We start from the raw sequence: 23,038 nt of genomic DNA on the forward strand, positions 1-23,038 counted from the left end.
CAGCGCTTTCTGAGTGCCTCTAGGTTGCCGCGAAGTTACCGGTAAGAGCTCGAAAGTTTCGGTTCCGCGTCCCCCGCCCCGGAAGGCCCGAGCATGAGCACCTCCACCACGTCGGCTCCACCGCCCGGCACCCAGGACCCGCCCCCGCCGAAGACGGCGCCCCGCCCCAACCCGCCGTCGCCAAAGGTGAGTTGGCGAAGGGCACTGCGCCGCGACTGGCAGCTGTACTCGCTGGCCCTGCTGCCCCTGCTGTTCTTCCTGGTCTTCCGCTATCTGCCGATGATCGGCAATGTGATCGCCTTCCGCCGCTTCGAGCCGGGCGGCTCGGTGTTCGGCGAGGAGTGGGTGGGGCTGCGCTATGTGCGCATGTTCCTGAGCGATCCGACGTTCTGGCAGGTGTTCCGCAACACGCTGTGGCTCGGCGGGCTCACGCTCGTCTTCTGCTTCCCGATCCCGATCGTCCTGGCGCTGCTGCTGAACGAGGTGCGCAGGCGCTCCCTGAAGCGGTTCGTGCAGTCGGTGTCGTACCTTCCGCACTTCCTGTCGATGGTGATCGTCGCGGGGATCACCATGCAGATGCTCGCCACCGACGGGCCGGTCAACCACGTCCTCGGCTGGTTCGGGCACGACCCGATCCGCTTCATCCAGGAACCCGAGTGGTTCCGCACGATCTACGTCGGCTCGGAGATCTGGCAGACGGCCGGCTGGGGCACGATCCTCTACCTCGCCGCGCTCACCACGATCGACGAGGACCTGTACGAGGCCGCGCGCATCGACGGCGCCAACCGCCGGCAGCAGATCTGGCACGTCACCCTGCCCGGCATCAGGCCCACCATGATCACGCTGCTGATCCTGAACGTCGGCACGTTCATGGCGGTCGGCTTCGAGAAGGTCCTGCTGCTGTACAACCCGCTGACCTACCCGACCGCCGACGTGATCTCGACGTACGTCTACCGGGCCGGTGTCGAGTCCAACAGCTTCAGTTACGCGGCCGCCATCGGCCTGTTCGAGGCGGTCATCGGCCTGGTCCTGATCACATCCGCCAACCAGCTCTCGCGCCGCACAGTGGGGACCAGCCTGTGGTGAAAACCAGCCGTTCCCACCGTGTCTTCCAGGGCGTCAACGGGCTGATCCTCACCTTCGTCGTGGTCGTGACCCTGTACCCGTTCGCCAACATCGTCGCCCGGTCCTTCAGCGGGGAGCGCCAGATCAGGGCCGGTGAGGTGACCCTGTGGCCCAAGGGGTTCAACCTCACCACGTACAAGATCGTCTTCCATGACTCGATGTTCTGGCGGAACTACGGCAACACCGTGCTCTACACGGTCGTATCGACCGCCGTGGCCATGGCCCTGACGACCTGTTACGCCTACGTCCTGTCGAAGAAGCACCTCAAGGGCCGCACCGCGCTCATCGGCGTCGCTGTCTTCACCATGTTCTTCACCGGCGGCCTGATCCCCAACTACGTGCTGATCACCACCTTCGGCCTGAAGAACAGCGTGTGGGCGATCGCGCTGCCCAACGCGATCAGCGTCTTCAACCTCCTGGTGATGAAGGCGTTCTTCGAGAGCCTGCCGACCGAACTGGAGGAGGCCGCGCAGATCGACGGACTGAGCACCTACGGCATCCTCCTCAGGATCGTGCTGCCGCTGTCCAAGGCCGTCGTCGCGACGATGGTGCTCTTCTACTCGGTGTCCTTCTGGAACTCCTGGTTCAGCGCCTTCCTCTACATGGACCGCACCGATCTGATGCCGGTCACGGTCTATCTGCGCAACCTCATCGCGGGCGCCACCGGCGGCGGCAACGCCGGAGCCACCACCGACCAGCTCAGCCAGGTCGGCGCGAGCATCGAGGCGGTCACCATCGTGCTCACCGCCCTGCCGGTCATCTGCGTGTACCCGTTCGTCCAGCGCTACTTCGTCTCGGGCGTGATGCTCGGCGCGGTCAAGGGCTGACGTCCCTCAACTGACCTACGGAACAAAGGAGTTCCCGTGAATAACCAAGGACAGCTGTCGCGGCGTCAGATCCTGGCGGCCGCCGGCTTCATCGGCCTCGCCACCCTCACCGGCTGCGGCAGCGGCGACGACGGAGGTGATTCCAAGGACCTTTCCAAGAAGCAGAACGGCGCGATGAAGGAGTACCGCGCCGGCCGGCAGTTCAAGGCGGCGAAACCGCTGTCCTTCTCCATGCTGCACAACGACAACCCGGTCTACCCCCTCAAGGGCAGCTGGCTGTTCTGGAAGGAGGTCACCAAGCGCACCGGCATCACCATCAAGCCCCTCGACGTCCCGCTTGCGGACTACGAGAAGAAGCGCAGCGTCCTCATCGGTGCGGGCGACGCCCCCTTCCTGATCCCCAAGACGTACCACCCCTCCGAGGTCGCCTTCGTGTCGTCCGGCGCGATCCTCCCGGTCAGCGACTATGTGCACCTGATGCCCAACTACCGGGCCAAGGTGAAGAAGTGGAAGCTCGAGCCCGAGCTCGATTCCATCCGCCAGTCCGACGGCAAGTACTACCTGCTGCCCGGACTGCACGAGAAGCCCAAGGCCGGCTACTCGCTGTCCCTCCGCACGGACGTCCTCGACAAGCACGGTCTGAGCCTGCCGACCACCTGGGACGAGGTGTACGACGTCCTGAAGGCGCTCAAGGCCCAGTACCCCGACAAGTACCCGTGGACCGACCGCTGGAGCACCAACACCCCCTTCCCGTGCGGCGCGTTGTTCAGCTACCTCGGCCAGGCGTACGGGGTCAGGGCCGGCTGGTCCTACGACAACATCAGCTTCGACACCAAGGCGAAGAAGTTCGTCTTCACCGCCGCGCAGGACGACTACCGCGCGATGGTCGAGTACCTGAGAAAGCTCGTCGCCGAGAAGCTGCTCGACCCGGAGAGCTTCACCCAGCAGGACGACCAGGCCGTGCAGAAGCTGCTGGCCGAGAAGTCGTACGTGATCAGCGCCAATCCGCAGGAGCTGGTGCAGAACTACCGCTTCAACCTGCAGAAGCAGGTCAAGGGTGCCAAGATCGAGATGGTGCCGGTGCCCCTCGGACCGGCCGGCCCCGTCGTGCTCAGCGGCGTCCGGCTGGAGAACGGCATCATGGTCTCCGGCAAGGCCCTCAAGAGTGACACCTTCGTCGCGCTCATGCAGTTCGTGGACTGGCTCTGGTACTCGGACGAGGGCCAGGAGTTCTGCAAGTGGGGCGTCAAGGGCGTCACTTACACCAAGTCCGGCGACACCTACGAGCTGGAGCCCGGGATCTCCCTCATGGGTTCCGACCCGGACGCCCCCAAGGACCTCCAGAAGGACTTCGGGTTCTTCAACGGCGTCTTCACCTACGGCGGCAGCTGGAAGCTGGTCTCCTCCTCCTTCAGCCCGGACGAGAAGAAGTTCCAGGAGGCCATGTCCCAGCGCGAGCAGCTGCCCGTCGACCCGGCACACCCGCTCCGGTCCGCGGAGCAGGAGCAGGCGACGCTCTGGGACACCCCGCTCAAGGACCACGCCATCCAGAACACCCTCAAGTTCGTCCTCGGCAAGCGCCCGATGTCCGAATGGGGCTCCTACATCGCCGAGTTGAAGGCGAAGAACATGCAGCAGCTCGTGGACCTCCACAACAAGGCGTACGAGCGCTTCAAGAAGGAGAACGGGTGAGCAGCACCCGCGCAGCCTCCGCCTCCTTCGGCGACGGCCCCCTCTCCCGGGCCGTCGCGCTGGTCCACACGCTGGTCACCGTGGAGGTCCTGCTGCTCGCGGCGGCCTCGCCGGGTCTGGCCGTGCTGTTCCTCCTGGGGCCCGAGCCCGCCAACCTCCCCCTGGCCGCCGTATCCCTGCTCCCGCTCGGTCCGGCCCTGTCCGCCGCGCTGTACGCCCTCCACCACCGCGACCGCGACCTCACCGACCTGCACCCGGCCCGCGCATACGCGCGCGGCTGGCGGCTCAACGCGCTCCCGGTCCTTGGACTCTGGACGCCCCTGCTCGCCTGGCTGACGGTGATCGCCTTCACCCTCACCCACTTCGCGGCGACGGGCTTGCCCGGCTGGTGGGCGCTGCTGCTGGCCGGCATCGGCCTCGCCTCCCTCCTCTGGGGCGCCCACGCCCTCGTCCTGACCTCGCTCTTCACTTTCCGCGCCCGCGACACCGCCCGCCTCGCCGGGTACTTCCTGTTCCGGCACGGCCGGGCCACGCTCGCCGCGGCCTCCCTGCTCGTCCTGTCCGCCGCCGGCACCGCCCTGCTGACCGAGGCCCTGCCCGCGCTGCTGGCCGCCCCACTGCTGCTCTCCCTGCTGCACGGAAGCCGCGCGGTGATCGCCGAGACCCAGGAGGACTTCACCGTATGACCGCGCCCCGCACCCCGAAGATCCCGTACGGCGGCGACCACAACCCGGAGCAGTGGCCCGAGGAGGTCTGGGACGAGGACCACCGCCTGTTCACACAGGCCGGCATCGACACCCTCACCGTCGGCGTCTTCTCCTGGTCCCTCACCCAACCCGCCGAGGACACCTACGACTTCACGGTCCTCGACCGCATCCTCGACCGGGCGGCGGCGGAGAACAGAAGCGTCTGCCTGGCCACCGGAACCGCGGCCCTCCCGCCCTGGCTCGCCAAGAAGTACCCCGAGGTCAACCGCACCGATTTCGAGGGCCGACGCCACCGCTACGGCCAGCGTCACAACTTCTGCCCGAGCTCACCCGCGTACCACCGCCTGTCGACCGCGCTGGCGGCTCGCCTCGGCGAACGGTACGCGGACCACCCGGCGTTGCTGGCCTGGCACATCAACAACGAGTACGGCGGCGCCTGTTACTGCGACCTGTGCGCCGAGGCCTTCCGTGACTGGCTGCGGAACAAGTACGTCACCCTCGACGCCCTCAACGACGCCTGGTGCACCACCTTCTGGTCGCACCGCTACACCGACTTCGCCGAGATCGAACCCCCGAGCGCCCTCACCGAGCACTGGCGCGGCCCCGACCACACCGCCTTCCAGGGCACCACCCTCGACTACTTCCGCTTCACCACCGACGCCCTCCTCGGCTGCTTCCTCGCCGAGAAGGAGGCGATCCGCAGCCGCGACCCCGAAACCCCCGTCACCACCAACTTCATGGGCCTGTTCCGCCCCCTCGACTACCACCGCTGGGCGCCCCACCTGGACTTCGCCTCCTGGGACAACTACCCGCCCCTGGACGCCCCGCCGACCCGCCCCGCCCTCGCCCACGACCTGATGAGGGGGCTCAAGGACGGCGCCCCTTTCTGGCTGATGGAACAGACCCCGTCGACGACGGCCTGCCGTGACGTCAACCCGCTCAAACGCCCCGGCGAACTCCGTCTCACCACCTTCCAGGCGATCGCCCACGGCGCCGACGCGGCCCTGTACTTCCAGATGCGCGCCTCGCGCGGAGCCTGCGAGAAGTACCACGGGGCGGTCGTCGGCCACGCGGGCCGCGACGACACCCGAGTCTTCCGCGAAGTGGCGGGCCTGGGGCGGGAGTTGGAGCTGCTCGGCTCCGCGACCCTCGGCGCCCGCACCCCCGCCCGCACCGCCCTCCTCTTCGACTGGGACAGCTGGTGGGCCCTGGAGATCTCCGACGGCCCGTCCCGGCTGGTCAAGTACCCGGACGTGGTCCACGCGTACTACCGGGCCGCCCGTAAGGCCGGCGCCGACGTCGACGTCGTACCGCAGACCGCCGACCTCACCCCCTACGACGTGGTCCTCGCCCCCACCCTGCACATGGTCAAGGGCGACCTCGCCGGCCGCCTCGAGGCGGTGGCCGCACGGGGCGGCACGGTCCTGAGCACCTTCCTCTCCGGCCGGGTCGACGAACACGACCGCGCCTTCCTCACCGACGTCCCGGGCCCGCTCGCCGACCTGATGGGCATCCGGATCGACGAATGGGACGCCCGCCCACCGGAGTTCGTGCAGCCCGTCCCCGAACTGGGCGCAGCGGCCCGGCTCGTCTTCGAGATCGTGCTGCCGCGCGGAGCGGAGGCCATCGCCACATACGGCGCCGACTTCTACGCGGGCACCCCGGCGGTGACCCGGCACGAGTACGGAGGGGGCGAGGCCTGGTACGTCGCCACGGCGCTGGACCAGCCGGGCGTCGACCACGTCGTACGCCGCATCCTCACCCGGCACGGACTGCTCGGCCCGTACGCCAACCACCCCACCGTGGAGACCGCGCACCGCGTCGCCCCGGACGGCACCCGTCTGCTCTTCCTCCTCAACCACGCCCAGGAACCGGCCCGGTTGACGGCACACGCGACGGCGACCGAGCTCCTGACCGGCAAGCAGGTCGAGGCGCAGGACCCGCTCACCCTCGACCCACTGGGCGTCGCGGTCCTGCGCCTTCAGTAGACGACCTTCAGTAGATCCGTCGTCCCCGTTCGTCCGGCACCCCGGACTTCCGGAAGAAGTAGCTGTTGATCTGATCGCGCCACTCGCGGGCACTCCGGAGCTGCTCCTGGTACCGCTCCGCAACCCGCGCGTGGCGCCCCGGCTCCATCAGCCCGGCCAGCGAGGCCCACACCTCCACGGCCTCCTCCACCTCCGCCACGCCCTCGAAGTGCGTGTCGTAGATGTGCTGGATCACGGTCTTCCCGCTCTTCAGGACGTGCCCGTACGGCACATGGTGGAAGAACAGCAGCAGTTCGTCCGGGCAGCTCTCCGCCGACTCGTACACCTCCGCCCACGGCTTGGCGTACTGCCCCGCGTACCCGGTGCCGGTCGCCACGCTCCGGTCGACACCGATGCCGTCCCGGTCCGCGAAGTGGTAGGTCCCCCAAGGGCTGTACTCGTAGCCGTCGACGCTCGGCCCGTAGTGGTGCCCCGGCTGCACCATGAAGCCGACCCCGAGCGGTGCGGTGTACTTCTCGTACGTCTGCCAGGAGCCGTCGAGCACGGAGTGCAGTCCGTCGATCAGCCGCCGCGGAGCGGACGGGAAGGTGAGCCCGATCCACTCGTCGAGGATCGTGACCGGATCCGCCCGCGGCTGCCAGGCGAGCCGCCCGAAGGTGTAGAGGTTGGCCTGGGCGAGCGGATGCCCGGTCCAGAACGGGTCGTCGCCCACGTTGGAGACGGCCACCAACTCCTCGAGGGGCAGGCCCTCTTCGGGACCGAACCGCAGCACCTCGCTCCACATCGGGCCCAGCCAGCACACGTGCCGTTGCTGCCCGGTGTACTCCTGCGTGGCCTGAAGTTCCACGGCGAGCCTGGTATGTGACATAGCACTGATCAGCGGCGACACCGGCTCCCGCACCTGGAAGTCCATCGGCCCGTGCTTCACCTGCAGCACCGCGTTCGGCGCGAACTCCCCGTCCAGCGGCACGAAATGGTCGTACGCGGCCCGTGCCCGGTCCGTCGTCCGGTCCCGCCAGTCCTGGCGGTGGTCGTAGACGAAGGCCCGCCAGTGCACGGTGCCGCCGTGCGGGGCGAGCGCGGCGGCCAGCATGTTGGCACCGTCCGCGTGACTGCGGCCGTACGCGAAGGGTCCCGGTTGACCTTCCGAGTCGGCCTTCACGACGTATCCGCCGAAGTCGGGGACGGCCTGGTACACCTGTGCGGTCGTCTCCGCCCACCACTCCCGCACGCTCTCGTCGAGCGGATCGGCACCCGGCAGCCCGCCGAGGACCATCGGCGCGGCGAAGGTCACCGACAGATGGGTGCGGAGCCCGTACTGCCTCAACACCTGGGCGATGTCCGCGACTTCGTCGATCCGGTCGGTCAGCAGACGGGCCTCGGCCGCGTGCACGTTGACGTTGTTCACGGCCACGGCGTTGATCCCGCACGCCGCCAGCAGCCTGCCGTAGGCCAGCACGCGGTCCAGGTCCCAGCGGGCGCGCCCGTCCTCCCAGAACAGCGACCCGCCGGCATAGCCCCGCTCGACCTGGCCCATGACCGGGTGCACGGCCACGTTGTCCCAGTGGTCCACCATCCGCAGTGCCAGTGCCGGGCGGTGCGTCTCGCGGGGCCGCTCCTCGCGGAAGGCGTCCTCGCCGAGCCGTACGACATGGAACAGTCCGTACAGCAGGCCGCGTTGGCCCGACGAGGTGACCGTCGTACAGTCGTCACCGCGCTCGTACGTGAACGCCTCCGACGAGTTGTCGCCCGGCGTCAGCTCCAGCACCAGGTCGAACGGCCCGAGGGACGCGTCGCGCTCGACGCGTCCCCCGAACCGTGCACAGGCCTCCGCCACGTTCTGGTGCGCCGTGCGCGCCAGGGGGCCCCAGCCGCGGATCAGCGTCCGCCGGCTGCCGATCGGCCGGAAGGCCTCGTCCGGCAGCCAGGCCGGGTCGACACCCTCGGGCGGGACGGGCACGGGAAGCGGCATGGGACCCCCAACTCGGCTGCTCAGGCCAGCAGTTCGACCTCCGACACCACCGCCTCGCCGTCGAGGACCAGACGGTACTTCCCGTACGTACCCGGGGACCCCACGGTGAACGCCCGTGTCTGCCTGTCCCATGTGAAGGACTCGCCGGAGCGCTCGTCGAGGGTCTTCCAGGTGGTCCCGTCGTCCGAGCCCTGGAGCGTCCAGCCGGTCGGTGCCTTGGTGTGGTCGGAGGACGAAGTCACCGTGTACTGAAGGCCCTTGACCGGACCGGTGACCGGCAGGTCCACGGAGGTCACCGTGGCGTCCGTCGCCGACGTGTTGTCGAACAGCGGACCGTCACCCTTCAGCACGTCCGCCCGCGGCGTCGGCACCTTGTCGTCCTGGGTGATCGACACGGGCGCCGCGTTCTTGCCGGTGCCCCACGACGAGGGCTTCGACCCCATGTCGAAGTCCAGGACTCCACCCTTCTCGAGCAGCGAGTGGGGGAGCGAAGTCGACGTCCACGTACGGCCGTTGACCCTCAGCCCCTGCACGTACACGTTCTTGGTGCTGTTGTTCGGCGCCCTGACGACCAGGTCCTCGCCGTTCTCCAGATGGACCGTCGCCTTCTTGAACAGCGGTGAGCCGATGGCGTACTCGCCGCCGCCCATCACCAGCGGGTAGAAGCCGAGCGCGGAGAAGAGATACCAGGCCGACTGCTCGCCGTTGTCCTCGTCGCCGTGGTAGCCCTGCCCGATCTCGCTGCCGGTGTAGAGCCGCGAGAGCACCTCGCGGACGTTCTTCTGTGCCTTGTACGGCTGCCCGGCCGCGTCGTACATGTAGATCACATGGTGCGCGACCTGGTTGGAGTGCCCGTACATGCCCAGCCGGACGTCCCGCGCCTCCGTCATCTCGTGGATGACACCGCCGTAGGAGCCGACGAAGTCCGGGGACGCCGTCTCGGGGGTGGCGAAGTACTCGTCGAGCTTGTCCGCGAGCTTGCCTCGGCCGCCGTACAGGTTGGCCAGGCCCCGGCTGTCCTGCGGGGCGGTGAAGGCGTAGCCCCAGCCGTTGGTCTCCGTGTAGTCGTAACCCCACACGCGCGGGTCGTACTTGGCGGAGTCCACGCGCCAGTCGCCCCTGTCGTCCTTCCCCTGGAAGAACCCGGCCTTGGAGTCGAAGAGATTCACATAGTCCTGGGCCCGGTTGAGGAAGTACTCCGACTCCTCCTTGTAGTGCTTCTCGCCCGTCTTCTTGTAGAGGGCCTGGCCCATCCTCGCGATGCCGTAGTCGTTGTTGTAGCCCTCCATCGCCCACGACAGGCCCTCGTGCGTGTCGGTGCTCGTGTAGCCGAGGAACGGGGACGTCGACATCCCCTTGCGTCCCACGCCGGACGCAGGGGGCACGACGGTCGCGTTCTTCAGGGCCGCGTCGTACGCCGCCTTCGCGTCGAAGTCGACGCCCTTGACGTACGCGTCCGCGAACGCCACGTCCGAGGAGGTGCCGGTCATCAGGTCCGCGTAACCGGGGGAGGACCAGCGCGAGGTCCAGCCGCCGTCCTTGTACTGCTGCACGAACCCGTCGACCATCTCACCCGCCTGACCGGGCGTCAGGAATGAGTAGGCCGGCCAGGTGGTCCGGTACGTGTCCCAGAAGCCGTTGTTGACGTACACCTTGCCGTCCACGATCTTCGCACCGGTGTGCGTCGGGGTGTCCGGGCCCGGCATCGGCGAGAACGGCGACGCGTACTGGTACTTCGAACCCACCTTCTCGAAGCCGGAGTTGGGGTACAGGTACAGGCGGTACATGCTCGAGTACAGCGTGGTCAGCTGGTCCGGCGTCGCGCCCTCGACCTCGACCTTGCCGAGCAGCCTGTCCCAGGTGCGCTGGGCGCGGTTCCTGACCGTGTCGAAGGACGTGCCGTCCGGGATCTCCTGGCGGAGGTTGTCCTTGGCCTGGTCGACGCTGATCAGCGAGGTGGCGAGGCGGAGCGTGACCGTGTGGTCGTCACCCGCGTCGAACCGCAGGAACCCCTTGACCCCGCTCGACGCCCCGTCCGTCACGGGCTTGTCGAACACGCCGTAGACGAAGAGCCTGGTCGCGCCCGTCGACAGCCCGGACTTCACGTCCGAGTAGCCGGTGACGATCCCGTTCTCCTTGTCGAGCGTGAGCCCCGCCTGCTCCGTCACGTTGTCGAAGACGACGCTCGCGTCGTCGCCGGGATACGTGAACCGGAGCGCCGCCGCATGGTCGGTCGGCGTCATCTCGGCCTTCAGGCCGTTCTCGAACCGCACCCCGTAGTAGTACGGCCGCGCGGTCTCGTTCTCGTGCCGGAACGCCAGCTCACGTACCTCCCGCCCGGTGTCCGGCGTACCGGACGCGACGGACGGCATCACCTGGAAGGTCTGCCGGTCACCCATCCACGGGCTCGGCTCGTGGCTCGCGCTGAACGCCTGGATCGTCGGCAGGTTGTCGTCGTTGTTCGCGCGCGCGTAGTCGTAAAGCCAGCTCAGAGAGGAGGCGTTGGTCACCGGCGTCCAGAAGTTGAAGCCGTGCGGCACGGCGGTCGCTGGGAAGTTGTTGCCGCGGGAGAAGCTGCCGCTGGAGTTGGTGCCACGGGTCGTGAGCGCGTAGTCGGAGAGATGGGCCTTCGGCTTCTCGGGCGCGACTCGCTCGAGACCGATGTCGTCCAGCCAGCCGCGGAACTTCGCCGGGCCCTTCGGGGAATCGTACGCCACCAGGATCCGGTCGACCGTCCTGCCGGCCGCGACCGACCCGATCCGCGAGGCCACGTTGTTCCACTGGTTGACGTAGAGGACCTTCGAGGCGCCCTGCCCCTGCGGCGACAGCGCGAAGCCGTGCTGGTCCGTCGCGCCCAGGTCGCTCAGATAGGTGCCGTCCGTGAAGGCCAGATCCACCGACACGTTCGTGGCGTCGTAGTCGCGGTCCCCGTCGGCCATCGACGGGAAGATCCGGTACGACAGCTCGGTGTCCCGGCCGACCGACACGTTCACGTCGAAGATTTTGTTGTACGAGTACGCCCGTCCGTCAGCGGTGTGCCGTCCGGCGTAACGCAGGGCCCTCTTTCCGGTGAACCCGGCGCCCGCCTTCGCGGTGGGCGATCCGGCCGGTCCGCGGTCGACCAGCGACAGCATGTCCTGCGGCACCGGGCCGCCGCTGCCGCCCGTGGAGAACTGAACGTCGGCCACCTGCAGGATGTCGGCGCCGTGGTTCTTGGTGATCTCGAGCCGGAAGTGCTGGTACTCGGCCGGCTCGGCGAGGTCGTACGACTTCGTCTGGAACCGCTCGGAGAAGGACTCACCGGAGCGGGAGTCGACGGTCTTCCAGTCCTTGCCGTCCGTGGAGCCCTGCAGGGTCCAGTCCGCGGGGTCGCGCTCCGCGAAGTCGTTCGCCGAGGTGAGCGCGTACGTCACCAGCTTGACGGGCTTGTCCAGGTCGAACTCGACCCAGCCGGTGGGCTCGAAGGTCAGCCACTTGGTGACGGACTCGCCGTCGACGAGGTTCTCCTTCACCTCGCCGCCGTCCGTGTTCTCGGCGCTCGCCCGCACGTCCGTGACGTGGTCGGTGACATTGCCCGGGATGCCGGTGCTGTAGCCGCCGTCGACGCCCGAGGCCCGCTTGGAGCCGTCCGCTGCGGTGTCGACGGTGTTGAGCCAGTCGGGCGCCGGGTCACCCGCCTCGAAGGAGGAGGCGAACTCCCGGTCGGCCTTGGACGGTGCGTCGGGCAGGGCGACCGCCGCCCCCTGCGAGCCCACCGCCATGACAAAGGCGGCCGTGATCACGACCGCCGGACCCCATCTGTGCCGAGCTCTGTTCCGCATGGACCAGCACCCTCCCTGCGCTCAGTCGGACAACGTTGTCAGCTTCGATGCGCAAGGACCAGTAGTGGGTCAAGTGGTCAGTGATGTCAAGGGTGTTGAGTGTGGCATTCGGGGCCTATGTCGCGGATTTTTCCGGCAAGGCGGCCACAGGCGACTCATATTTCCGCGAGGTCTCAACTCGGAAAAGACCCATGACCCACTTTGCATTCGATCTTGCTCCGTTGGCGGGAAGTGGACTATACCTGTCGGCGAATCACACGATCCGCACATCCTGCACGACCCTGCTTGACCTGACCGCGGTGCCCGGGAGGATCCGGTTCACCGCCTGAGTCCTGGAGAAGGCGAGGACTTGAGCATGGGATCCACTTCCGCCGAGAACAACGGCACCGCGGGTGTAGGCCGCCGCGATCTGATCAAGCGTTCGGCCGCACTCGGTTTGATCTCCGTACCTGCCATGAGCTTCCTGTCGGCCTGTGCCAGCGGTGGCGGAGACGACAACTCGAGCGACAACAACCAGGGCAAGACCTCCAAGACCAACCCCTTCGGAGTGGAGAAGAACGGCAAGCTCGACGTCGTCATCTTCAAGGGCGGTTACGGCGACGACTACGCCAAGGCGTGGGAGGCCGACTTCAAGAAGGACCTGGGCATCACCTCCACCCATACCGGTACCCAGGAGATCACCGGAAAGCTGCAGCCCCGCTTCAACGCGGGCAACCCGCCGGACATCGTGGACGACTCCGGCGCCCAGCAGATCAAGGTCGACGTCCTCTACAAGAACGGCCAGCTGCTGGACCTCGCGTCGGTGCTCGACGCGCCGTCCGTCGACGACCCGAGCAAGAAGGTCCGGGACATGATCATCCCCGGCACCCTCGACGCGGGCATGCAGGAGGGCAAGATCGTCGCCCTCAACTACATCTACACGGTGTGGGGCCTCTGGTACTCCGGCAAGCTCTTCAAGGAGAAGGGCTGGGAGGAGCCCAAGACCTGGGCCGACTTCATCAAGGTCTGTCAGGCGGCCAAGAAGGACGGCATCGGCGGCCTGGCCCACCAGGGCAAGTACCCGTACTACATCAACGTCGCCATCATGGACATGATCGCCAAGAAGGGCGGTCTGGACGCCATGAAGGCGATCGACAACCTCGACCCCAAGGCGTTCGTCGGCTCCGACGCGGCGCAGGCCGGTGTCGAGGCCATCTACGAGGTCGTGGAGAAGGGCCTGTTGATGCCCGGCACCAACGGCCTCACCCACACCGAGTCGCAGACCCGCTGGAACCAGTACAAGGCCGCGTTCATCACCTGCGGCTCCTGGCTGGAGAACGAGCAGCTCAAGCAGACGCCGTCGGACTTCGACATGAAGTTCATGCCGATGCCCCTGCTGCCGGACAGCAAGCTGCCCTTCGAGGCGATCCGGGCCGGTTCCGGAGAGCCCTTCATCATCCCGGCAAAGGCCAAGAACCTGCCCGGCGCAAAGGAGTTCATGCGGCGCATGCTCTCCAAGGAGTGGTCGACGCTCTTCGCGAAGGAGGCCAACTCCCTGACCATCCTCAAGGACGGCGTCGACCCCAGCGTCAAGCTGCGCCCGGGCACCCAGTCCACCGTCGTGGCGTCCAAGGCGGCCGGCGACAACACCTTCCGTTACCTGTACACCGAGTGGTACAGCGAGATGGGTGCCGCCCTCGAGGCCGCGTCCAACGAGCTGATGGCCAAGCGCATCCAGCCGAAGGAGTGGCTGAAGCGGGCTCAGGCCGCGGTCGACAAGCAGGCGAAGGACCCGGCCTCCAAGAAGAACCACCGGGACTGACCGCAACGCCGTTTCCCGGGCCGGAGAAATCCGGCCCGGGAAAGGACACCAGGGGCAGGAAACGCCAATGCGCAAAGGGCAGTACAGGTTCGTCGCGGGATTTCTGTTCGTTCCCGTGGCGCTCTATCTGATCTTCGTGATCTGGCCGTACATCCAGACGTTCGGCTATTCGCTGACCGACTGGAAGGGCCAGTCGCAGACCTTCAAGTTCGTCGGCCTCGACAACTACAAGGCGTTGTTCCAGGACGACGTGTTCATGCAGGCCATCTGGCACAACATCCTGTTCCTGATCTTCATCCCGGTGATCACGATTCTGCTCGCCATGTTCTTCGCGTTCATGGTGAACGCGGGCGGACGCAGCAGGGCCGGCGGAGTTCAGGGCGTCGCCGGATCCAAGTTCTACAAAATCATCTACTTCTTCCCGCAGGTGTTGTCGCTGGCGATCGTCGCGGTGCTGTTCAACGCGGTGTACCGCAGTGACGGCGGCGGCCTGCTCAACGGTTTCCTGATCAAACTCGGACTGGTCAGTGCCGACAACCCCGTGGAATGGCTGAACGAGCCGAACATGGTGCTGTGGGCGCTGATCATCGCCGTGGTCTGGCATGGCGTCGGCTTCTATCTGGTGCTGTTCTCGGCCGCGATGCAGTCCATCCCGAGGGACATCTACGAGGCCGCCCTCATCGACGGCGCGAGCCGCAACCAGTCCTTCTTCCGCATCACCCTGCCGCTGCTGTGGGACACCGTGCAGACGGCCTGGGTGTACCTGGGCATCGTCGCGATGGACATGTTCGTGCTGGTCTCCTCGATGACCCAGAACATGGGCGCGTACGGCGGCGGCCCGGACCACCACAGCGACGTGATGTCGACGGTGATGATGCGCAACTTCCAGTACTTCGGCAAGAGCGGATACGCCTGCGCCATGGGCGTCGTCATGCTGCTGCTCACCCTGGTCCTGTCCGTGGTCATGCTGCGCGCCACCCGCCGCGACCGCGTCGAGTTCTGAGCGGGAGATACGACGATGAGCGCACCTCTCAAGGAGACCGCCGCCCAGGGCGGCACCGTTCCGCCCCAGCCGCGCGTCGCCAAGACGCCGGCCCGCCCGGGTGACCAGCGCAGCGAAGGCGTCGTACTGAACGTCTTCTCGCACGGCTTCCTCGCCCTGTGGGCGCTGCTGATCGTGCTGCCGCTGCTGTGGCTGGTGCTGAGTTCCTTCAAGACGGACGCCCAGATCGGCGGCTCGGCCTTCGGCTGGCCGGAGAACTGGACCTTCGACGTCTTCCACCGCGCCTGGAACAAGGGCATCGGGGACTACTTCCTCAACACGATCATCGTGCTGGTCTTCTCCGTGCCCCTGACCATGCTGTTCGGCTCGATGGCCGCGTACGTGCTGGCCCGGTACCAGTTCTGGGGCAACCGGCTGCTGTACTACTTCTTCGTCGCCGGCGCGATGTTCCCCGTGTTCCTGGCCCTCGTCCCGCTGTTCTTCATGGTGAAGCGGCTGGACATGCTCAACACCTACCAGGGCCTGATCCTGGTCTACGTCGCCTACTCGATGCCGTTCACGGTGTTCTTCATGCACGCCTTCTTCCGGACCCTGCCGACGGCGGTCTTCGAGGCGGCGATCCTCGACGGGGCCTCGCACACCCGGACCTTCTTCCAGGTGATGCTGCCGATGGCGAAGCCGGGCCTGATCAGCGTCGGGATCTTCAACACCCTCGGCCAGTGGAACCAGTTCATCCTGCCGACCGTGCTGATGCAGCCGCAGAGCGGCAGCGACCCCGAGCGGTACGTCCTCACCCAGGGGCTCATCCAGCTGCAACAGCAGCAGGGCTACGCCTCCGACCTGCCCGTGCTGTTCGCGGGCGTGACCATCGCGATGATCCCCATGCTGGTGGTCTATCTGTCCTTCCAGCGCCAGGTGCAGGCGGGCCTGACGTCGGCGACGCTGAAGTGAGGGCGGTGTAGCCCTCCGCTGCCGTCCGTGTGCGCGCCGCTCCCGGCACCGGGTGCGGCGCGCACACGTGTACGGATGGGTGTACACGAACCCGGATACGGTTCAACCTCTTGACGGGAGGCAACCCGAACGGCTCAGCTTAGAGTTCACTAGTTGGACATAGACGGGGCCTCATCGAAGCGGTCCCGCGCGCAGGAGGTCGTCGTGGAGACTCCGGGGTCGCAGTCGTCACTGCATCGAGCCAACCTGGAGCGGGTCGTACGTGCCGTGCGGCTGGCCGGGTCGCTCACGCAGGCGGAGATCGCGAGGACCACGGGACTGTCCGCGGCGACGGTCTCCAACATCGTCCGCGAGCTCAAGGACGGCGGAACGGTCGAGGTCACGCCCACTTCGGCGGGCGGCCGCCGGGCCCGCAGCGTCAGCCTCAGCGGCGACGCCGGCATCGTCATCGGCGTCGACTTCGGGCACACGCACCTGCGCGTCGCCGTCGGCAACCTCGCCCACCAGGTGCTGGCCGAGGAGTCCGAGCCGCTGGACGTGGACGCCTCCTCGACACAGGGCTTCGACCGGGCGGAAGAGCTGGTCAATCGCCTGATTGCAGCAACGGGCGTCGACCGTTCCAAGATCGCCGGGGTGGGCCTCGGCGTGCCCGGCCCGATCGACGTCGAGTCCGGCACCCTGGGCTCGACCGCCATCCTGCCGGGCTGGACCGGCACCAAGCCCGCCGAGGAGCTGCGGGGGCGGCTCGGCGTGCCCGTGCACGTGGACAACGACGCCAACCTCGGCGCCCTGGGAGAGCTGGTCTGGGGCAGTGGCCGGGGGGTCAGGGACCTGGCGTACATCAAGGTCGCGAGCGGTGTCGGCGCCGGTCTGGTGATCAACGGCAAGATCTATCGGGGTCCCGGCGGCACCGCGGGTGAAATCGGACATATTACACTCGATGAATCCGGTCCCGTATGCCGCTGCGGAAACCGCGGATGCCTGGAAACCTTTGCTGCAGCGCGCTATGTGCTTCCGTTGCTCCAGTCGAGCCACGGCACCGACCTCACGATGGAAGGCGTCGTGCGGCTGGCCAGGGACGGAGACCCGGGCTGCCGTCGGGTGATCGCCGACGTCGGCCGCCACATCGGCAGTGGAGTCGCCAATCTCTGCAATCTGCTGAACCCGAGCCGAGTGGTCCTCGGCGGTGATCTCGCCGAGGCCGGTGAGCTCGTACTCGGGCCGATCAGGGAGTCCGTCGGCCGCTACGCCATTCCCAGCGCGGCGCGCCAACTGTCCGTTCTCCCGGGGGCACTTGGGGGCCGTGCGGAGGTGCTCGGAGCGCTCGCTCTCGCGCTGAGCGAGATGGGCGATTCGACCCTTTTGGACGGCACACTCGCTGTTGCGACCCCTGCCTTCACTTAGAGAACGGATGGCACCGTTGCCATCTCGTTAAGGATTTACTTCTTGACGTCGCACGTGTGGCCGAGTTGACTTCCAGCCACCTCGGCCGCAACGTCGCGGCCTCGTCAGGGAGGTTTCTCAAGTGAACACGCTCATGCGTCGTGCTGCCGTGACCGTCGCGATCTCCGCGCTCGCCGTCTCGGCCGCCGCCTGTGGCAAGGCCGGCGACAAGGACAAGGACAGCGGCTCCAGCGCCAGCTCCGGCGCCGGTGGCAAGTCGATCGGCCTGCTCCTGCCCGACAACGTCACCACGCGGTACGAGAAGTTCGACAAGCCGTACTTCCAGGCGAAGGTCAAGGAGCTGTGCGGCGACTGCACCGTCTCCTACGCCAACGCCGCGGCCGACCCGGCCAAGCAGGCCCAGCAGATGAGCAGCATGGTCACCAAGGGCGTCAAGGTCATCGTGATCTCCGCCCAGGACTCCGCCGCCATCAAGTCCTCCATCCAGTCCGCGGTGGACAAGGGCGTCAAGGTCGTCGCGTACGACCGTCTGGCCCAGGGCCCGATCTCCGCGTACGTCTCCTTCGACAACGTCAAGGTCGGCCAGCTCCAGGGTCAGGCCCTGCTCGACGCGCTCGGCTCCAAGGCGACCCCGAAGGCCAAGGTCGTCATGATCAACGGTGACGACGCCGACCCGAACGCCGCGCAGTTCAAGCAGGGCGCGCACAAGATCCTCGACGGCAAGGTCAACATCGCCTACGAGCAGTCCGGCCTGTGGAAGGACACCGTCGCCGCGCAGAAGATGTCCGCGGCCATCACCCAGCTGGGCGCCAAGAACATCGCGGGCGTCTACGCCGCCAACGACGGCATGGCCGGTGGTATCGCCAACACCCTCAAGGGTGCGGGCATCAGCGACATCCCGCTGACGGGCCAGGACGCCGAGCTCGCCGCCATCCAGCGGATCGTCGCCGGCACCCAGTCCGCCACGGTCTACAAGCCCTACAAGGGCGAGGCCGACAACGCCGCCGAGCTCGCGGTCAACCTGCTCCAGGGCAAGGACATCAAGTCCCTGGCCGACACCACGGTGACCAGCGGTTCGGGCAACAAGGTGCAGGCCAAGCTGCTGACCCCGATCTCGGTGACCGTGAAGAACATCAACGACACGGTTGTCAAGGACGGTCTCTACACCGTCGCCCAGATCTGCACCACGGACTACGCCGCCGCGTGCAAGAAGGCCGGCCTGCAGTAAGCGCCGCACCAGCCTCGGGGTGCGTCCCTCGCGGACTCGCCCCGACGGCAGGCACAGAGCCTGTCCGGCGCCCGCCTCGCCCAAACACCCCGCTGCGGGGCGGGCGCCGGACGGAAGCACTGCGGACGCAGCCGTTGCCAAGAGGCATCGGTCGCGCGCATGTTCGACTTATTAATCGGTGCTCACAGCACAACCCTCCGCGCCCTACCCCAAGCGCGGCATCCCCGCCGGTCAGGCGGCGAAGGAGATGGTTAACGTGTCCGCTACGCCCGTGCTGGCGTTGCGCGGAGTCTCCAAGCGATTCGGTGCGGTGCAGGCACTCACCGACGTCGAACTGGAGGTCCACGCCGGAGAAGTGGTCGCCCTGGTCGGCGACAACGGCGCAGGAAAGTCCACGCTGGTCAAGACGATCGCCGGTGTGCATCCCATCGATGAGGGCGTCATCGAGTGGGACGGCAAGCCGGTCAGCATCAACAAGCCGCACGACGCCCAGGGACTCGGCGTCGCGACGGTCTACCAGGACCTCGCCCTGTGCGACAACCTTGACGTGGTCGGCAATCTCTACCTCGGACGTGAGCTGCTGCATCGCGGCATCATCGACGAGGTCTCGATGGAGAAGAAGGCCCGCGAGCTGCTGAGCACGCTCTCCATCCGCATCCCGAGCGTGCGCATCCCGATCGCGAGCCTCTCCGGCGGTCAGCGCCAGGTCGTGGCCATCGCGCGCGCCCTGATCGGCGACCCCAAGGTCGTCATTCTCGACGAGCCCACCGCCGCGCTCGGCGTCGAGCAGACCGCGCAGGTCCTCGACCTCGTCGAGCGGCTGCGCGAGCAGAACCTCGCCGTCATCCTCATCAGCCACAACATGGCCGACGTGAAGGCAGTCGCCGACACCGTCGCCGTGCTGCGGCTGGGCAGGAACAACGGCTCCTTCCCTGTGAAGGACACCAGTCAGGAAGAGATCATCTCCGCGATCACGGGTGCCACGGACAACGCCGTGACCCGTCGTGCGGGGCGTCGCAGCGCGGAGGCCGCACAGTGAGCGACACATCGAAGGTTTCCAAGGGGGACGCCGAGGCGCAGACCACGGTCGCGCCCACCGACGACCCCACCGCCGCGGGGATCACCGTTGTCGACCCCCGGCTGCTGGTCCGCGAAGAGGGCTTCAAGGGCTACTGGACCGAGTTCACGCGCAAGGTCAAGGGCGGTGAGCTGGGCTCGCTGCCGGTGGTGATCGGTCTGATCGTCATCTGGACGATCTTCCAGCTGCAGAACGACCGCTTCCTCAGCGCCGACAACGTCTCGAACATCAGCTACTACATGTCGGCCACCGGCATGCTCGCCATCGGTCTGGTGTTCGTCCTGCTGCTCGGCGAGATCGACCTGTCGGTCGGTTCGGTCAGCGGTCTGGGCTCCACCCTGTTCGCCGTGTTCGTGGTGGAACACGGTATGAACGTCTGGCTGGCGCTGGTCCTGGCGGTCCTCACCGGTCTCGGCATCGGCGCGCTGCAGGGCTGGTTCTTCGCCAAGATCGGCGTACCGGCGTTCGTCGTCACCCTGGCCGGCTTCCTCGGCTGGAACGGCCTGATGCTGTGGCTGCTGGGCTCCAGCGGCACCATCAACATCCCGTCCGACTCGGGTCCGATCCATCTGCTCGGCCAGAGCTCCTTCTTCATGGACCAGGCCATCATCGGCGCATACCTGCTGGCCGGTCTCGGTGTCGTGCTGACCCTCGTCGGCAACTTCAGCGAGCAGCGCCGCCGCAGGGCCGCGGGGGTGCCGTTCCGGCCGACCAGCGAGATCCTGCTGCGCGTCGGTGCGCTCGCGGTGGCGTCCTTCGTGGCCGCGGCCGTGCTGAACGACGCGGCCGGTGTCTCCAACGCGCTGGTGATCTTCCTCGCGGCGCTGGTGATCGTGGACTTCGTGCTGCGTCGTACGACGTACGGCCGCAAGGTGTTCGCGGTCGGTGGTGGCATCGAGGCCGCTCGCCGTGCGGGTATCAACGTGCCGTTGATCCGTATCACCGTCTTCGCCATCTCCGGTGCGTTCGCGGCGATCGGCGGTATGTTCTTCGCCGGTCAGACCGCGAGTGCGACGCTGAGCGCCGGTGGCGGCAACACCCTGATGCTCGCCATCGCCGCCGCGGTCATCGGCGGTACGTCGCTGTTCGGCGGCCGGGGCTCCGTCTGGTCCGCCCTGCTGGGCATGCTGGTCATCCAGTCGATCCAGACCGGCCTTGACCTGCTCAACATGAACACGTCCATCCAGTACATGATCACCGGCGCGGTCCTGCTGGGTGCGGTGGTCATCGACTCGGTCTCCCGCAGGAGCCAGAAGGCGGCCGGCCGGGCGTAAGCCCGGGCTGCCGTACTGCTCCCTCGGACCTGTGCCCGGTACCAACGGCGGTACCGGGCACAGTCATGTCGTAGGACCGCCACATCTTGGGTACAGCCGATCGCGTGACGTATCACGCACCGCCCGGGCGTCGTCCGCAAAGGCGGAACATTAGACTCGACAAGCCCGGCAACAGCTCGATCAGCTCTACTGCAAGGAGGCACGGGTGCCGCTGCTGACCCGCATCAGGGGACCGCGTGATCTGGACCGGCTCAGCCTGGAGCAGCTGGACCAGCTGGCGGAGGAGATCCGGACCTTCCTCGTCGACGCCGTCTCCAAGACCGGCGGCCACCTCGGCCCGAACCTCGGTGTGGTCGAGCTGACCATCGCGCTGCATCGGGTGTTCGACTCCCCGAAGGACAGGGTGCTCTGGGACACCGGTCACCAGTCCTATGTGCACAAGCTGCTCACCGGCCGCCAGGACTTCTCGAAGCTCAAACAGAAGGGCGGCCTGTCCGGCTACCCCTCGCAGGCCGAGTCCGAGCACGACGTCATCGAGAACAGCCACGCCTCCACGGTGCTCGGCTGGGCCGACGGCCTCGCCAAGGCCAACCAGATCCTCGAGCGCGACGACCACGTGGTCGCCGTGATCGGTGACGGCGCCCTCACGGGCGGCATGGCCTGGGAGGCGCTGAACAACATCGCCGACGCCAAGGACCGCCCGCTCGTCATCGTCGTCAACGACAACGAGCGGTCGTACGCCCCGACCATCGGCGGCCTCGCGAACCACCTCGCCACTCTCCGTACGACCGACGGGTACGAGCGCTTCCTGGCCCGCGGCAAGGACCTCCTGGAGCGCACTCCGGTCGTCGGCAAGCCGCTCTACGAGACCCTGCACGGCGCCAAGAAGGGCCTGAAGGACTTCATCGCGCCGCAGGGCATGTTCGAGGACCTCGGCCTGAAGTACGTCGGCCCCATCGACGGCCACGACATCGAGGCCCTGGAGTCGGCGCTCGCGCGGGCCAAGCGGTTCGGCGGCCCGGTCATCGTGCACTGCCTCACCGAGAAGGGCCGCGGCTACCAGCCCGCCCTCCAGGACGAGGCCGACCGCTTCCACGGCATCGGCCCCATCCACCCCGACACCGGCCTGCCGATCAAGGCCTCCGGCGCCGACTGGACCTCCGTCTTCGGCGACGAGATGGTCGAGCTCGGCAAGGAGCGGGGGGACATCGTCGCGATCACCGCGGCGATGCTGCAGCCGGTCGGCCTGAAGAAGTTCGCGGACACCTTCCCGGACCGCATCTACGACGTCGGCATCGCCGAGCAGCACGGCGCGGTGTCGGCCGCCGGCCTGGCCCACGGCGGTCTGCACCCCGTCTTCGCCGTCTACGCCACCTTCCTCAACCGCGCCTTCGACCAGGTCCTGATGGACGTCGCCCTGCACAAGTGCGGCGTCACCTTCGTCCTGGACCGAGCCGGCGTCACCGGCACCGACGGCGCCTCCCACAACGGCATGTGGGACATGTCGATCCTCCAGGTCGTCCCCGGGCTCCGGCTCGCCGCCCCGCGCGACGCCGACCAGGTGCGGGCGCAGCTGCGCGAGGCCGTCGAGGTCAAGGACGCGCCGACCGTGGTGCGCTTCTCCAAGGGTGCCGTCGGCCCCGCCGTACCCGCCGTGGGACGCGTGGGCGGCATGGACGTCCTGCGCGAGCCCGGCACGGACACCCCGGACGTGCTGCTCGTCTCCGTCGGCGCGCTCGCCCCCATGTGCCTGGAGATCGCCTCCCTGCTCGACAAGCAGGGCATCTCCACCACCGTCGTCGACCCGCGCTGGGTCAAGCCCGTCGACGAGGCCATGGCCCCGCTCGCCGAGCGGCACCGCGTGGTCGTCACCGTCGAGGACAACTCCCGTGTCGGCGGCGTCGGTTCGGCGGTCGCGCAGGCCCTGCGCGACGCCGGCGTCGACGTCCCGCTGCGCGACTTCGGCATCCCGCCGCGCTTCCTCGACCACGCCTCCCGCGCCGAGGTCATGGCGGAGATCGGGCTCACCGCCCCCGACATCGCCCGCCAGGTCACCGGCCTGGTCTCCAAGCTCGACGGACGCTTCAACCGGGCCGCCGCCCAGGTCGACGCGGTGGAACCCGCGCGCGACTGACACCTCCGTACGGCCGGACGGGCCGCTTTCACC

15 protein-coding genes are annotated in these 23,038 nt (G+C 67.6%); 13 read left to right on the plus strand and 2 right to left on the minus strand.

Annotation, left to right across the window (positions count from 1 at the left end; translation table 11 throughout):
* The first annotated feature begins 93 nt into the window (after nucleotides 1-93).
* From ABZ880_RS12635 to ABZ880_RS12655, 5 genes are read left to right on the plus strand one after another with little or no spacing between them, the layout of a single operon-like run.
* The gene (locus tag ABZ880_RS12635) at nucleotides 94-1,086 is read left to right on the plus strand and encodes an ABC transporter permease subunit (RefSeq protein ID WP_361260664.1); all 993 of its coding nucleotides are present in this window, start codon (nucleotides 94-96) and stop codon (nucleotides 1,084-1,086) included.
* Nucleotides 1,080-1,952 carry a carbohydrate ABC transporter permease gene (locus ABZ880_RS12640; protein WP_361260666.1) on the plus strand — a complete coding sequence of 291 codons (873 nt, stop codon included), beginning with the start codon at nucleotides 1,080-1,082 and terminating at the stop codon, nucleotides 1,950-1,952. The genes ABZ880_RS12635 and ABZ880_RS12640 overlap by 7 nt, the downstream gene beginning before the upstream one ends.
* 36 nt (nucleotides 1,953-1,988) lie before the next feature.
* A complete protein-coding gene (locus tag ABZ880_RS12645; RefSeq protein ID WP_361260668.1) occupies nucleotides 1,989-3,644 on the plus strand; it encodes an extracellular solute-binding protein in 1,656 nt (551 codons plus the stop codon).
* Nucleotides 3,641-4,330, plus strand: coding sequence for a hypothetical protein (locus ABZ880_RS12650; RefSeq protein ID WP_361260670.1), 690 nt, complete (start codon nucleotides 3,641-3,643; stop codon nucleotides 4,328-4,330). The genes ABZ880_RS12645 and ABZ880_RS12650 overlap by 4 nt, the downstream gene beginning before the upstream one ends.
* On the plus strand, nucleotides 4,327-6,339 hold the full coding sequence (locus tag ABZ880_RS12655) for a beta-galactosidase (RefSeq protein WP_361260672.1): 2,013 nt from the start codon (nucleotides 4,327-4,329) through the stop codon (nucleotides 6,337-6,339). The genes ABZ880_RS12650 and ABZ880_RS12655 overlap by 4 nt, the downstream gene beginning before the upstream one ends.
* A gap of 7 nt (nucleotides 6,340-6,346) precedes the next feature.
* Here ABZ880_RS12655 and ABZ880_RS12660 read toward each other — a convergent pair whose 3' ends face one another.
* Nucleotides 6,347-8,311, minus strand: coding sequence for an alpha-glucuronidase (locus tag ABZ880_RS12660; RefSeq protein WP_361260674.1), 1,965 nt, complete (start codon nucleotides 8,309-8,311; stop codon nucleotides 6,347-6,349).
* 20 nt (nucleotides 8,312-8,331) lie between these two features.
* Nucleotides 8,332-12,132: a GH92 family glycosyl hydrolase gene (locus ABZ880_RS12665; protein WP_361260675.1), complete on the minus strand. Its 3,801-nt coding sequence runs from the start codon at nucleotides 12,130-12,132 to the stop codon at nucleotides 8,332-8,334.
* 355 nt (nucleotides 12,133-12,487) lie between these two features.
* Here ABZ880_RS12665 and ngcE point away from each other — a divergent pair, with 355 nt between their 5' ends.
* From ngcE to dxs, 8 genes are all read left to right on the plus strand, one after another.
* The gene (ngcE, locus tag ABZ880_RS12670) at nucleotides 12,488-13,933 is read left to right on the plus strand and encodes an N-acetylglucosamine/diacetylchitobiose ABC transporter substrate-binding protein (RefSeq protein WP_361260677.1); all 1,446 of its coding nucleotides are present in this window, start codon (nucleotides 12,488-12,490) and stop codon (nucleotides 13,931-13,933) included.
* Between the two features lie 67 nt (nucleotides 13,934-14,000).
* Complete coding sequence (locus ABZ880_RS12675) at nucleotides 14,001-14,936, plus strand: sugar ABC transporter permease (protein WP_361260679.1); 936 nt, start codon at nucleotides 14,001-14,003, stop codon at nucleotides 14,934-14,936.
* 15 nt (nucleotides 14,937-14,951) lie between these two features.
* The gene (locus ABZ880_RS12680; protein ID WP_361260681.1) at nucleotides 14,952-15,887 is read left to right on the plus strand and encodes a carbohydrate ABC transporter permease; all 936 of its coding nucleotides are present in this window, start codon (nucleotides 14,952-14,954) and stop codon (nucleotides 15,885-15,887) included.
* 204 nt (nucleotides 15,888-16,091) lie between these two features.
* A complete protein-coding gene (locus tag ABZ880_RS12685) occupies nucleotides 16,092-17,291 on the plus strand; it encodes an ROK family transcriptional regulator (protein WP_361260683.1) in 1,200 nt (399 codons plus the stop codon).
* Between the two features lie 133 nt (nucleotides 17,292-17,424).
* Nucleotides 17,425-18,519 (plus strand): substrate-binding domain-containing protein, encoded by a 1,095-nt coding sequence (locus ABZ880_RS12690; protein WP_361261073.1) that lies wholly within the window; start codon nucleotides 17,425-17,427, stop codon nucleotides 18,517-18,519.
* A 247-nt stretch (nucleotides 18,520-18,766) separates the two neighbouring features.
* Nucleotides 18,767-19,558 (plus strand): ATP-binding cassette domain-containing protein, encoded by a 792-nt coding sequence (locus tag ABZ880_RS12695; RefSeq protein ID WP_361261075.1) that lies wholly within the window; start codon nucleotides 18,767-18,769, stop codon nucleotides 19,556-19,558.
* Nucleotides 19,555-20,871 carry a sugar ABC transporter permease gene (locus tag ABZ880_RS12700; protein WP_361260685.1) on the plus strand — a complete coding sequence of 439 codons (1,317 nt, stop codon included), beginning with the start codon at nucleotides 19,555-19,557 and terminating at the stop codon, nucleotides 20,869-20,871. Before ABZ880_RS12695 ends, ABZ880_RS12700 begins: the two co-directional genes overlap by 4 nt.
* 205 nt (nucleotides 20,872-21,076) lie before the next feature.
* Nucleotides 21,077-23,005 carry a 1-deoxy-D-xylulose-5-phosphate synthase gene (dxs, locus tag ABZ880_RS12705; protein ID WP_361260687.1) on the plus strand — a complete coding sequence of 643 codons (1,929 nt, stop codon included), beginning with the start codon at nucleotides 21,077-21,079 and terminating at the stop codon, nucleotides 23,003-23,005.
* Nucleotides 23,006-23,038 lie beyond the last annotated feature (33 nt).

The sequence above is a fragment of the Streptomyces sp. NPDC047043 genome (assembly GCF_040644055.1).
Taxonomy (GTDB): Bacteria; Actinomycetota; Actinomycetes; order Streptomycetales; family Streptomycetaceae; genus Streptomyces.

Coding starts and splice junctions, on each gene's coding strand:
- ABZ880_RS12665 (WP_361260675.1), bottom strand. CDS start 12,132: ATGCGGAACAGAGCTCGGCACAGATGGGGTCCGGCGGTCGTGATCACG.
- ngcE (WP_361260677.1), top strand. CDS start 12,488: ATGGGATCCACTTCCGCCGAGAACAACGGCACCGCGGGTGTAGGCCGC.
- ABZ880_RS12635 (WP_361260664.1), top strand. CDS start 94: ATGAGCACCTCCACCACGTCGGCTCCACCGCCCGGCACCCAGGACCCG.
- ABZ880_RS12675 (WP_361260679.1), top strand. CDS start 14,001: ATGCGCAAAGGGCAGTACAGGTTCGTCGCGGGATTTCTGTTCGTTCCC.
- ABZ880_RS12680 (WP_361260681.1), top strand. CDS start 14,952: ATGAGCGCACCTCTCAAGGAGACCGCCGCCCAGGGCGGCACCGTTCCG.
- ABZ880_RS12695 (WP_361261075.1), top strand. CDS start 18,767: ATGGTTAACGTGTCCGCTACGCCCGTGCTGGCGTTGCGCGGAGTCTCC.
- ABZ880_RS12660 (WP_361260674.1), bottom strand. CDS start 8,311: ATGCCGCTTCCCGTGCCCGTCCCGCCCGAGGGTGTCGACCCGGCCTGG.
- ABZ880_RS12655 (WP_361260672.1), top strand. CDS start 4,327: ATGACCGCGCCCCGCACCCCGAAGATCCCGTACGGCGGCGACCACAAC.
- ABZ880_RS12690 (WP_361261073.1), top strand. CDS start 17,425: ATGCGTCGTGCTGCCGTGACCGTCGCGATCTCCGCGCTCGCCGTCTCG.